We start from the raw sequence: 12,759 nt of genomic DNA on the forward strand, positions 1-12,759 counted from the left end.
ACTATTTTTTTCTTCCCTCATATTGTACCTCATATGTTCAAGAAACGCTATATATTGAGAATTTTCTGATGATCTGGAAGTTTATTAATGAGTCTTTGTTTTGACAAAATATAAGCAGTTGTCTCTGTTTCTGCTTTGACAGAACAACTTCTTTTAAATATCTACAACTTTATTTTCTCTAGATTATAAACAAATAACCCTTATCCAAAAGAATAAGGGTCACAAAAGAGTTCCGATCTGCGATCGCTTAAGACGATCGCTCGAGTTTCAGACGGGTATAATATTCCCGAAATGATTGGTAATACTCAATCTCGCTATACAAGTGACAGCGATCGGTAATTCGTTTCATCAATGCCCAAGAAAATTGACTCTCTTTGCAGTATTGACCCCAATTTTCTTTAATACCTTCGTGAGCAGCACGTAAGTTATAAGAAGGAATCGCAGTGGAAATATGATGAGGAATATGAACGTTAATGTGATGACAGAGAAATTCTATCCATGCCGGATATTCGCAATGTACGGTTCCTTCTAATTGCGCCCGGGCTTCGTGCCAATCTTTATCGGGGGTAAAAGGAATATCGGGATCGGTATGATGCACGATCGTAAAGGTACTCATCCAGAAGTGGTATCCCAACCAAGGCATGAGCCAGAATTTAACAAAACCCCAGAATCCCGTGGTGAGAATTAGGGTCGGGAAGGCGATCGCCGCGCCAAAGAAAACGACTAAAGCGGAAAAACGCACTTGTTCGCGCTGTTTGCCTTCAAAATCCCACCAGCTAAAGTGCATAAAAGCCCAGTGCAGGATAGAAGCCAGCCACCACAGTCGTCCCCGTGTGACTTGATAGCCCCATTTAAAGAGAAGGGGTAAGTCTTCGTAAACTTCGGTTTTAAAGGGATTCCACGTATTATCGACCTCAAGATTATTCGTATGTTTGTGGTGATGATTGTGGAGAATGCGCCAACTGTGAAAGGGATAAATGAGAGGCAGAAAAGCAATATGTCCCACCAAGTCGTTTACCCATTTGCGCTTGGCAAAAGAACGATGGCCGCAGTCGTGACCGATGACAAACCAGCCTGTAATTGCTGTTCCTGTGAAGATCCAAGCGATGGGCAGAAGATACCACGGTGCGATCGCAATGGCTGCATAACCGATCGCAAGGGTAACGAGACTGATTGCGACTTGTAACCACGCCTTGCGCCGATCTTGTTGAAAAACCTCACGGGGTAGGGTTTTCAATATGTCTCGCAAGCGTAAATCTGTAATTTCTAACGATTTTGTTGATAATTCCGAGGGAATTTTTGTTGCTGTCATATCCTAAAGGGTTTTGCCGTTGATAATAAAAATTTCTGGATGGGAACAATTTATAAAATTGCCGCGCGATCGCACCAGATCGCCCTAAATTCTGTTTTTGCGGTCAGAAATTTCATCTTTTATATCATATTTCTTAACAATTTGGAAAGTATCTTGATATAACTCATCTCATCTACTCTAACCCAATTTTTTAAACTATAAATCTGGTAATTTGTCAAGTCATTGAGATAATTTTTTCGGCGAGGAATTCCTGAAAATGCCTTTGAGTTAGCGGCGATCGCGCTAAGCATTATTACCAATTTTCGTTAAGATGATTTGAAGAAAACTTGATGGAGAAAGCGACTCATGGCCAGAACGGAATCAACGATGTTACCTTTGGGAACAAAGGCTCCCGATTTTAATTTGCCGGATGTGGTTTCTGGAAAATCGATTTCTCTGACAACTTTTTCCAGCAAAAAAGGCCTCTTTATCATGTTTATTTGTCGGCATTGTCCTTTTGTTAAGCACGTAGAAGCAGAATTGGCACGTATCGGTCGAGATTATGCCGATCGCGAGTTAGGAATCCTTGCTATTAGTGCCAACGATGCCGATAATTATCCCGATGATGCGCCCGATAAACTGCAACTGATGGCGAAAGAGCTTGATTTTAAGTTCCCTTTGTGTTATGACGAAAGCCAAGAAGTGGCCAAGACTTACACGGCAGCTTGTACCCCAGACTTTTTTCTCTTCGCTGGCGATCGCACTTTGGTGTATCGCGGACAACTCGATGACAGTCGCCCCGGCAATTCTCTCCCGGTGACGGGTCAAGATTTACGGGCAGCGATCGAGGCTGTTTTGAGCGATCGTCCGGTGAGTACCGAGCAAAAACCCAGCATCGGTTGCAATATTAAATGGAAAGCTGGCAATGCCCCAACATATTATGGTTGATATTTTTTTCGTTGATTTTAGCCAAACTAGGGAAAATTAAAGATGTAACATTGCGATCGCCTCCATGCCAGTCAAAATTGTTTTAAGGGTGCTAGAAGGCTCTCTCAAAGGGCAAGAATTCATTTTCGATCGACGCACGACTTGTTTGATCGGTCGCTCCTTTGAGTGCCAGATCCAACTCTCCAGCCAAGATGCACTGAATACCATCTCCCGCTATCATTGCCTGCTCGATATCGATCCGCCAGAAATCCGCGTCCAAGATTTCGGCAGTTTGAACGGGACTTACGTGAATGGCACAAAAATCGGCCAGCGTCCCGATCGCGTTCGTGGAGGCGGGAAGATTGTCAATTTACCTGAATACGAGTTGCGCGACGGGGACGAAATTGGCATCGGGGATACACTTTTAGGCGTTAACGTTGACGTGAGTCCTCTCGGAGATTCTCAAGATTTAAGCGGGGATTCTTTCGGTCGTCAAGTGCTTCCCCCTCAAGATGAAACTCGCCTGCTCCTTGGGGGATACGGCAATCTCAAACTCATCGAGCAAAATGAATTTGATAAGGTTTATTTAGCCTTCGATCGCGCCAGTGGAGATTGGGTCATTCTCAAAACGCTGCATCCTAAAACTCTCAAAAGAAGAGCGATCGCGGCTTTTCTCGAGGCGATCGAACAGATTAAAACTCTCGAGCATCCTAATATCGTCCGCCTGCGAAATTACGGCTATCATGACGGGCGCTTCTTTTTTATCTGGAATTATGGGGAAGAAGGAACCGTCAATCAATTCATCGATAAGCGTGGGGGACGTTTATCGGTGGAAGAAGCGCTTCCTATTATTTTTGACATTCTTGAAGGACTCGAATACGCCCATTATGCAGCCGTCCCTCAAGGAACAATGGGAGATGATATTGCGACGGGTTTGGTGCATGGCGATATCAAACCGGGGAATATTTTACTCAGTCGAGATGCTGGTACTCTGACAGCAAAACTCGGAGATTTTGGCTTGCTGCGAGCATTCGATCGCGCGGGGTTGAGTGAGAAAACTTTTAATAAGCGCGACGCGGCGATGTTGGGATTTCTCCCACGCCAACAGTTAATCGATTTTAACTATGCGAAACCCGACGCAGATATCTGGTCTGTTGCTGCAACTTTATACGCCATGCTTGCGGGTAAATATCCGCGACGTTTTGGCAAAAAAGACCCGTTATTAGTCGTATTACGGAGCGATGCAATTCCCATTCGTTATCGAGAGCCATCTCTTCCCAAACCTCTCGCCGACGCGATCGATTTGGCTCTACAAGACCAACCTACCATTCATTTCAAAACAGCAATGGAGTTTCGACAGGCTCTCGAAGCAGCAGTTTAAGTCAGTTATCAGTTATCAGTTATCAGTTATCAGTTATCAGTTGGGGAACAACAAACAATAAATTAAATAATCGCAATACATTCAATTTCCACTAATACGCCTTTGGGTAAACGAGATACTTCTACGGTGGCACGAGCGGGGGCGGTTTCTTCGCTAAAATACTCGCCATAGACTTGATTCATGGTGGCAAAATCTTCTAAATTGGTTAAAAAGATGGAGGTTTTCACAATATTTTCTAAATTGGCTTCGGCAGCTTCGAGAATTGCGCCGATATTTTTCATCACTTGATGGGTTTGTTGTTGAATATCTCCCACGCCGACAATTTCTCCGCTTTGAGGATCGAGGGCAATTTGTCCCGCTACAAAAATCATTTTTCCTGTTGCTGCGATCGCTTGATTGTAGGGACCGACGGGTGCGGGTGCGGCGTTTGTTTTGATAATCTTTTTGCTCATTGTTGGTAGAAATTAAACGGAACAAATTTTATTGTAGAAGGGTTGCGGCGTTATTTTACAATTTTTAATATTTTGGCGATCGCTTTCAATGGTAAATCTAACACTATAACAATTTCTTTAACAATCCGTTCGCTGATAACTGATAACTATTCACGGATAACTGAAATGCTACTCGAACCCGGAACATTATTGCAGAAAACGACCGACCGAACCCAAAGTGCGATCGCCTCGGGTGCTTTGCAATCTATCCCGACAGAATGCGAAGCGATCGAGCAAAATGGGATTGATTTTCTCGTGCGGATATCTTTAAATCTTAAGCGTAAAGATAATCATAAGAAAAAGCAAGAAGCGAAAGCAAAAACAACGGGAAAATTTGTCAATCCGTTTCTGCCTTACGAACCAGAACTTTTTGTGACCGATCTTTCAAAAACACATTTATGTTTACTCAATAAATTTAATGTCGTCGATCGCCATCTCTTAATCGTGACCCGAAAATTCGAACATCAAGAAACTTGGTTAACCTTACAAGATTTTGAGGCCATGTGGGCTTGCTTGCAAGAAATTGATGGTTTAGCCTTCTATAATGGTGGCGAAAAAGCAGGAGCAAGTCAACCGCATAAGCATTTACAAATCGTGCCTTTTCCTCTCGTTCCGACAGGTCAATATTTACCGATCGCTCCGTTGATTACGACTGTTCAATGGCAAGAAGAAATTGGCAAAATCCCTCATTTTTCTTTTAATCATGCTTTCATAAAATTACCCTTTCAATCTCATCTTTCTCTTGAAGACAAAGCACAAATCACCCTCAGTTTATATGAATATTTATTAAATCAAATGGGTATCTTTTATAATGGAAACAAGCAAAGACAGCAATCTAGCGCTTACAATCTTTTAGCAACAAGAGAATGGCTGCTAATTATTGCGCGATCGCAAGGAGAATTTCAATCAATTGGGGTTAATTCTCTCGGTTTTGCCGGGACGTTTTTTGTTCGCAATATCGAGGAGCTTAATCTCCTCAAAAAATTAACTCCTTTAGCACTTTTGCAAAATGTTTCGCGTCCCTAAAAAGTTTAGAGAAATATTGGTATTTGACGCAAATCTTATCAATGGCGATCGCTTTCATACCGATATCCATAAAAATCGACACGATATTCACTAATTTTTACTCCAGTTTGTTTCTCTATGTTCTGGATTATTTCTGTTGGCAACTCAACGCAAACATCAATAATTTGTCGCGTATCTAAACAGTTAACGTGACTGTGTGCATCGCTAATATTTCCGTACAACCTCCCATCGCAACGTTCTACGCATTCAATAATCCCTTGACTGGAAAGCGCTTCTAGGTTTTGATAAACGGAAGTATGACCGATTTCTTTGCCTTGTTGGTTGAGGCGATCGTAAATTTCTCGTGCTGAAAGATGTTCCTCAACATTCCACAATAACTCTAAAATATATTTACGCTGACGGCTCAAGCGCATTCCCAAAGTTTGACAGCGATGATACGCATCTTCTAGAGAACGAATGGGTTTCAGTAGACTTTGCTCTGTGGGACACAGAGGCTCTATTGAGGAGTTGGGTTCGATCATTTCCATGAACAATAAACAATGAACAATACCTGTGCTTTAAGTCATAAGTACTGATTTTTCGATATCCTAGTATTGTTAGATCCAGTACGACTCAATCTTACTGGAATCTTTGTTACTGGTAGTACTGGATGAACGATCGCAACCCGAAAGCGATCGCCCTAATCCATAATCATTACCACTTTACCTTAAAATCCGCCAGAATGTCTACCCAGAGAAGGATATACAGAGCGATCGCTCTCTAATCTCAAAATTCCTAAGTTCAACTAGAATTCAAATTTACCTTTTTCCATGTCGAAACATTTGGAAATCAACCGAGAACAATTAGGAAAATCTTGCCGCTACTATCCCAAATTAGCAAAAATTTCTGGAGGAATTGCTGCAGGAATATTTTTGGGATATTTATTAGGAAAAAGTGAATCTTGCGACTGGATAAACGCTGACTTTCAAGATATTGAACGCGATACCGGACTCTCTTTGCAAGAACAAAAAATGGTACAAAAATGTTTGAAAAATAGGAATTTTCTGCAAGAAAGAGTGATTGATAATTGCTTAAGATTTACTTTGAATATCAAAGAAATACAAGAAAAATTAAAGGTTTTTGAAGAGTTGATATTTTTGGAACCAGAAAGTAAGATTAAGGACTTTAAGGAAACAACTTTATTAGAAAATTCTTCTGAGAAAATATCGAGCGATCGCTTTTTTCCTGCTAGCCGACAACCTACAGTTTTGACGATATCCCCTCATTATCGCTTTGAGGGACCTTGGCAATCTCAAGAACAATTCGAAGCCTTTCAAAGAGCCTTATTAGAGTACCATAAAATCCAAGGTTTAGATAATCCAATGGGATATGTATTTAGAACGATTGATGGCATAACAAAAGGGATAATTTCTCCATTTTGGGAAGAATTTATCGAAGGAAAGCCTTTAGGATCGAGTCAGAAGATACAACAAGAATGGGAAATAAAACCGGGTGTTCCTTACCCTGCATTTGTTGAAGAAATTATACAATATTATATTCATAAAAAAGAACCAATTGAAGCAGCGACAGCAAGAGCAAATCGCGAAATCAAAGATATCGATCGCGCTAAAAGTTGGTGGGAAGGATTCTTAAGAAAATGCGATCGCCTTGCCGATGAAGCGATAAAAGCTAAAGAATTAGGCGTACAAACTCCCTACCTTCCTCCTTCTTTTAGCATCAAAGAGCGAGTGACAAAGCAACAAGTTATCGATAAACTGTTATTGGTTCAAAATCAACCTTCTCTAAAAATCGAATCTTCTGCTGAAATACCTCTCCCTCAAAGTAATTCCGAATTGGCAGAACCATCCAAACTTGAATCGAATGCTCCTTCTTTATCCATTCTGCAAAAAGCATATGATACCAAAATTGGTCGCAAATTTATTGCCAGACAAATTGCCGCGCATCCAGAATGGGGTTATCAAATCGTTGACGATAAAATAATCGATCTCTATCCTTTTTAAGCAAGACAAATGATGAAAAAACTATTCCAAACTGATTTTACCAAACAAGGACGACCCGAGCTATCTCGCAAAGAAAGAGATAAAATACGACAAGCCGATCGAGAACGCGATCGCTCGAGAGGATACGAACAATTAAGCGAACTCTGTCGTTTGGGAGAAATTGATGCAGCCAAACAGCTTGCAGCACGCAATTCGCGGTGGGGGTATGAAATAATTGATAGGATTGTATTTGCAAAACTGGAAGACGAAAACATGAAATATGCAATTCATTTAGATGCCGATCGCATCCATCAACTCGATCTCTCTCCTGCTGTCGCGATCGTGGAAAAAATACTGATAGATATTGAAGGAACTTATCAAGAATCTTTAATTTCCTTTGAGATCGACTATCCAAGAGAAGAAATCGATCCCAGAGAGTTATCAGAAATTCCCGAGATTCGCTTGTGGTTTTTACGTTTGGATACCTGCTATCCTTGGCTGCCTTTTCTGTTAGATTGGCAAAGCGAACTTCCTCGCTATATTGCCATGCTCGTTCCTCATCAGTTCCATCGTACTGATGGCATCCAATATAATCCCGAGGCTTTAGAAATTGCGATCGCGCAAAAAACCTTTATCATTTATGATTGGTTGCGCGATCGCGGCATTGAACCCCGAGAAAAATTAAAATTCATGTGGATGACTGTTGGCTACGATCTCGACGATAGTTTCTTTAAACTATTCGACGATCATTAATTATGATTTCCTAAAAAGACAATCGTTGTTTTAAATTATTCATTGTTTATCGATAATTGAAAAATGGAACCCCCCATCGAACGATTTAGACTCTCGCAAACTGCAAAAGATCAACTTTCTAAGCTCAAACGCTATACCAAAATAGACCAATGGAATATCCTTTGTCGTTGGGCTTTTTGTTTATCTTTGGCAGAACCGAGCAAACCTTCTCCCGTTCCGATTCCCGCCGATAGTAATGTTGATTTAGCTTGGCGTGTCTTTGGTGGAGAACTCTCGGATATTCTCATTATTGCCCTCAAACAGCGTTGTTATCAAGATGGTTTAGGAATAGATAAAACGATTTTAGCGGAACAATTTCGCCTGCATTTACATCGTGGAATTGGGTATTTGGCAGGAAATCCGACTTTAAAAACTATTGAAGACTTAATTTCAATTTCCTTAGCTTCTCTCGATACTCAAAATGACAGCCCCTTTACCTCGTAATATTTCCATAGAATTGCTATTTCTCAATCATGCGTCAATGATTTTACGCGATCGCACGATTTCCCTCTTATTCGATCCGTGGTTTGAGGGAACTTGTTTTAAACAAGGATGGGGCTTAAAGTATCATAATCCTGATGCTTTTACCCTCGCAAGTCAATGTACGCATCTTTGGATTTCTCATTTTCATGGCGATCATTTTCACGTCCCGACGTTAAAGAAATTGTTAGCAATTAATCCCACAATTCAAGTTTTAGCCAACAATGATGCTAATTTTTCGATGGTGAAGGCAATGCAAGATTTGGGATTTAAAAATGTGATGCCATTGCCGGCCAGAAAAAATCTAAAAATTAGCGATCGCTGGCAAATTTCCAGATTTCCAGCGACAGGAATTGATAATATGCTTCTTATTGCCATTGATGGCATTAAAGTTCTTAACTATAATGATTGTAATTTACCTTTAAAAACAATCTTAGGACTGAAAAAATATATTGGAGAACTCGCTCTCCTCCTCAATAATTTTAATCATGCTGGCAAATTAAGAGAATATCCTCTGAGAAATTGTCAAGAAATCAAAGCAGGACAAATGCAAACTTTCTCTAAAGTCGTTGCTGCTTTTATTCCTCAGTATACTATCCCTTTTGCATCTCATCATTATTATCGAAATAGTTTGTCTTGGCAGCAAAATGAATCTTTATTGGAGTCTGAAGATCTCAAAAAAGAAAGCGATCGTATCATTTCTCTAAAAATTGGCGAAAAATTAATTTATTCTCCATTTGACCATAAAATTAAGATAGAAAAAGTCTCACAACATATCCAAAAAAATCCACTTACCCCCTGTCAACCTAAAATTTTTGCAGAAGCAGGACTATTATCGGCTGCCAGAAAATATATGCAGAAATTATCCCGATCTTTTTGGGGATTTCCTCGCCTTTTACAGCCACTACACATTTATTTGTTAGACCAACAAACAATTCTGACAATTTCTCCTTCTCAAAAGCCACAAATTCAACAAGGAGAAAAACAAACGGCTCATATTGCCACCTATTCGGGTTATGTTCGAGATTGGTTAGAAACAAATTATGGAACGGATGGAATAGAAATTGGTGCACATTACGAAATCATCAAGAAAGAAGGATTAAAGATACTAAATTGGTATATTTTATTAGGACTTTTATTGGATAATCGTTTGACATTTAATAATATGTTCAAAATGCTCTTTACTTATCAAGGAATTTTATTTTTTTGGTATCGTCGAAAAGAAATTATTCGCATTCTTTTGGGTAGGAAATTAGTTGCATCGCGATCGCGCTTATAATCTGGATATATCCCATATATAACTTTTCTTTTGAGTTACTTTTCTACCTTAGCTTGCATCAAAATTGTGATACTCCTCCCCAACTCTGTATGCGATCGCACGCCAAGCAAATAGTATCTCGCTGTTGCCTCAGCGATCGCGACCCAAAATAAAAAATAATAATTAATTGGGGATCGAAATATGTTAATATATCTTAACGTTTAGTAAATTAGGACAAAAAGTGACAACCCCATTATCACTTTGGAGGATTTCAAGTGCAGGTTAGTACACCAAAGTTCGCAGAGCATTGGCAAGAACCCGAAACGCGATCGCTAGAAGGGAAACTTCCCTTTACCTTACAAGAAGTCAAAGCAGCCATTCCCCCTCATTGTTTTGCATCTTCTGTTGCTCGTTCTCTCTCTTATTTTTTCCTCGATATTGGTATTATTGCTGGATTGTACGCCCTCGCCCACACTCTAGATTCTTGGTTTTTCTGGCCAATTTTCTGGATTGCTCAAGGTACCATGTTTTGGGCTTTATTCGTCGTCGGTCACGATTGCGGACATCGTTCTTTTTCTAAGTATAAATGGCTGAACGATCTCATCGGTCATCTTTCCCATAGTCCTATCCTCGTTCCCTTTCACGGCTGGCGCATCAGCCATCGCACCCATCATCAAAATACCGGCAATCTCGACACCGACGAAAGTTGGTATCCTGTCTCAGAATCTTATTACAACGAGATGCCAGCGTATATGAAATTTCTGCGCTATCAGATGATTTTGTTCTTGTATCCCCTTTATCTGTTTAAGCGGTCTCCCGGTAAAGAAGGAACTCATTTTTTCCCTAGCAGTCCTTTATTTAAACCGTCAGAAAAATGGGATATCATTACCAGCACGATTTGTTGGGGTGCAATGATTGCCTTGCTCGGATTCTTGACTTATCAATGGGGAGTCATGTGGTTAATTAAATATTACCTCATGCCCTATATTGTCTTCGTCATGTGGTTAGATTTAGTCACCTATTTACACCACACAGATCCCGATATACCTTGGTATCGCGGCAAAGATTGGTATTTCTTGAAAGGTGCGCTATCTACAATCGACCACGATTACGGATTTATTAACAATATCCACCACAATATCGGTACCCATGTCGCCCACCATATCTTTTTAAATATGCCTCATTACCATTTAAAAACGGCAACCGAGGCAATTAAACCCATTCTGGGAGAGTATTACCATAAATCGGAACGTTCTATTTGGCAATCTTTTTGGCGGTCTTTGAAAACCTGTCATTTCGTCCCCGATACAGGGTCTCCCGTGTATCATAAAATGGATAAGGGTTAAAGATTGAATTTTAGGGAATAGAAGAGTTAGATTATCTATCTTTTCCTATTCCCATTCAATAAAAAATAGATAAAATAATGGTAAAAAAAGAGTATAGAGGAAAACAGCTCAATCTCATACAACTATTTCGCGGATTGGCTGCGATCGCAGTGGTTTTATTCCATGTCGATCTATGCAGCCATGAAAAATTAAATACGTCTTTTTTCTTTGATATTTTTAAATTTGGTCTATCCGGTGTCGATTACTTTTTCGTACTCAGTGGTTTTGTTATTATTTATACTCAACACCGAAATTTTTTGAAACAAAATTTCACAAAATTCAAGCTCTTTTTATTAAAACGATTCATTCGGATTATTCCGATTTACTGGTTTATCAACCTCTGTATTCTTTTAGTTTTATTTTTATTCCCGATGTTAGAACCGCCCAATCCAATAACTCCGGGATTTACAATACGCTCATTTTTATTGATTCCTCAGACTTTGCCGCCGATTAATAATGTAGCATGGACATTAACTTTAATTCTTTTCTTTTACTTTGTTTTCAGTTTAAATTATATCTTACCACGTCGTTTTTATTTTGCGATCGTTGCCATGATTATTTTCGCATCAGCAACTCAGTTTATGAGTGCTTTTGTTATTTCTCCAATCGAATATCCCCGATGGAAACTTATTTTTAATTCTCTCAATTTAGAATTTGTATTTGGTTGTATTGCTGCTTATATTGTCCTGAATTATTCTCTAAAATATCGCAAAACTATCTTTTTTCTAGGTTTAATATCTTTCCTCTTGTTTGGTTTTGCACAAACCTACAATGTTATTGATGAAGTCAATATCGTTAATATTTGGGGAATCGATCTGGCTATCGATCGCACAATTTTTTTGGGAATTCCTTGCTTATTTCTGGTGATGGGAGCCGCTTCAATCGATATTCAAGAAGGTGTCAAGATTCCCCAAGTATTGATATATTTAGGCAATGCGTCTTATTCAATTTACTTAGCTCACAGTCCTCTCGTTAATGGTTTCTTTCAATTAAGCATACCTTTCAAACTCGATACTACTCTTGGCAATTCTGATATTTTGGGTTGGCTCATTGCACTTGTTGCGATCGGGATGTCATGTATTTTCTATAATTTAATTGAAAAGCCTCTCACAGGCTATTTAAGAAAACAGTTAATTCCCCAAAAATGAATCTCGAATTAACGATCGACTATCGCCCGATAGAATAGAGAATAGTTGGGTGTGGGTTTTAGGGATAAGAACAGTTAATTCTTACCCAATTACCCATTACCCATTACTCATTAAATTTCGCCGCGAATTTCTTCGACAATACCATCGCGAACGAGAATTTCAACTTGTAGTTTGCGAACTAAATTATCCCCCACTTCAACATTGCAAAAGCCTTCTAATTGACCTTGAACGACCTCCTGCTCCATTTCTACAGTGGAAATACGATCCAATTGTTGCAATAATTGATTTTTTTTCTGTTGAATTTCGTTTTTCTTTTGATTGACTTGGTTTTGGATACTTTCAATCTGTTGTAGGGCTTGAGGATTCGTCAGGGCAGCTTGTTGCTTTTGAATTTCTTCGATCGCCCTTTGTCCTTGCATTTCAATTTGTTGAAACTGGCCATCGAGTTGATTGGTTTGCGTTTGCAGTTGTTGCTGCATTTCATCCTTCCAGCGTTGAGTAACGACAACTTTAAGTTGTATGGGACGCTTGAGAGTGAGTTGGGGTTTCGCTTCAGCCATTAATTTTTCTTCCTTTACCTGTTTTAGTGAATTGGGTTTCG

The 12,759-nt window shown here is 39.6% G+C and carries 13 protein-coding genes; 9 read left to right on the top strand and 4 right to left on the bottom strand.

The window, feature by feature from the left end:
• Window positions 1-247: 247 nt before the first annotated feature.
• A complete protein-coding gene (locus tag AC6RV6_RS11775) occupies window positions 248-1,312 on the bottom strand; it encodes a fatty acid desaturase (RefSeq protein ID WP_500241036.1) in 1,065 nt (354 codons plus the stop codon).
• A gap of 345 nt (window positions 1,313-1,657) precedes the next feature.
• On the opposite strand from AC6RV6_RS11775, the gene AC6RV6_RS11780 reads away from it, so the two are divergent.
• Together AC6RV6_RS11780 and AC6RV6_RS11785 are read left to right on the top strand one after the other, a co-directional pair.
• A complete protein-coding gene (locus AC6RV6_RS11780) occupies window positions 1,658-2,239 on the top strand; it encodes a thioredoxin family protein (RefSeq protein ID WP_500241037.1) in 582 nt (193 codons plus the stop codon).
• Window positions 2,240-2,303: 64 nt separating this feature from the next.
• Window positions 2,304-3,599: a protein kinase domain-containing protein gene (locus AC6RV6_RS11785; RefSeq protein WP_500241038.1), complete on the top strand. Its 1,296-nt coding sequence runs from the start codon at window positions 2,304-2,306 to the stop codon at window positions 3,597-3,599.
• A 62-nt stretch (window positions 3,600-3,661) separates the two neighbouring features.
• On the opposite strand, the gene AC6RV6_RS11790 is transcribed toward AC6RV6_RS11785, so the two are convergent.
• Complete coding sequence (locus tag AC6RV6_RS11790) at window positions 3,662-4,051, bottom strand: RidA family protein (protein WP_500241039.1); 390 nt, start codon at window positions 4,049-4,051, stop codon at window positions 3,662-3,664.
• 165 nt (window positions 4,052-4,216) lie between these two features.
• On the opposite strand from AC6RV6_RS11790, the gene AC6RV6_RS11795 reads away from it, so the two are divergent.
• Window positions 4,217-5,116, top strand: coding sequence for an ATP adenylyltransferase family protein (locus AC6RV6_RS11795; RefSeq protein WP_500241040.1), 900 nt, complete (start codon window positions 4,217-4,219; stop codon window positions 5,114-5,116).
• A 38-nt stretch (window positions 5,117-5,154) separates the two neighbouring features.
• Here the strand turns inward: AC6RV6_RS11795 and AC6RV6_RS11800 are convergent, their stop codons facing one another.
• Window positions 5,155-5,637: a Fur family transcriptional regulator gene (locus AC6RV6_RS11800; RefSeq protein ID WP_500241041.1), complete on the bottom strand. Its 483-nt coding sequence runs from the start codon at window positions 5,635-5,637 to the stop codon at window positions 5,155-5,157.
• A gap of 288 nt (window positions 5,638-5,925) precedes the next feature.
• Here AC6RV6_RS11800 and AC6RV6_RS11805 point away from each other — a divergent pair, with 288 nt between their 5' ends.
• From AC6RV6_RS11805 to AC6RV6_RS11830, 6 genes are all read left to right on the top strand, one after another.
• A complete protein-coding gene (locus AC6RV6_RS11805; RefSeq protein ID WP_500241042.1) occupies window positions 5,926-7,116 on the top strand; it encodes a hypothetical protein in 1,191 nt (396 codons plus the stop codon).
• A gap of 9 nt (window positions 7,117-7,125) precedes the next feature.
• Window positions 7,126-7,848, top strand: a complete 723-nt coding sequence (locus AC6RV6_RS11810) for a CRR6 family NdhI maturation factor (RefSeq protein ID WP_500241043.1) — start codon at window positions 7,126-7,128, stop codon at window positions 7,846-7,848.
• Between the two features lie 63 nt (window positions 7,849-7,911).
• A complete protein-coding gene (gene dndE, locus AC6RV6_RS11815) occupies window positions 7,912-8,331 on the top strand; it encodes a DNA sulfur modification protein DndE (protein WP_500241044.1) in 420 nt (139 codons plus the stop codon).
• Window positions 8,309-9,646: an MBL fold metallo-hydrolase gene (locus AC6RV6_RS11820; protein WP_500241045.1), complete on the top strand. Its 1,338-nt coding sequence runs from the start codon at window positions 8,309-8,311 to the stop codon at window positions 9,644-9,646. The genes dndE and AC6RV6_RS11820 overlap by 23 nt, the downstream gene beginning before the upstream one ends.
• Window positions 9,647-9,900: 254 nt before the next feature.
• Entirely contained in the window at window positions 9,901-10,971 is a 1,071-nt protein-coding gene (locus AC6RV6_RS11825) for a fatty acid desaturase (RefSeq protein ID WP_500241046.1), read from the top strand.
• A 77-nt stretch (window positions 10,972-11,048) separates the two neighbouring features.
• Window positions 11,049-12,158: an acyltransferase family protein gene (locus AC6RV6_RS11830; RefSeq protein WP_500241047.1), complete on the top strand. Its 1,110-nt coding sequence runs from the start codon at window positions 11,049-11,051 to the stop codon at window positions 12,156-12,158.
• 110 nt (window positions 12,159-12,268) lie between these two features.
• Here the strand turns inward: AC6RV6_RS11830 and AC6RV6_RS11835 are convergent, their stop codons facing one another.
• A complete protein-coding gene (locus tag AC6RV6_RS11835) occupies window positions 12,269-12,718 on the bottom strand; it encodes a YlqD family protein (RefSeq protein WP_500241048.1) in 450 nt (149 codons plus the stop codon).
• Window positions 12,719-12,759: the final 41 nt, after the last annotated feature.

This window comes from Spirulina sp. LEGE 11439, assembly GCF_059821285.1.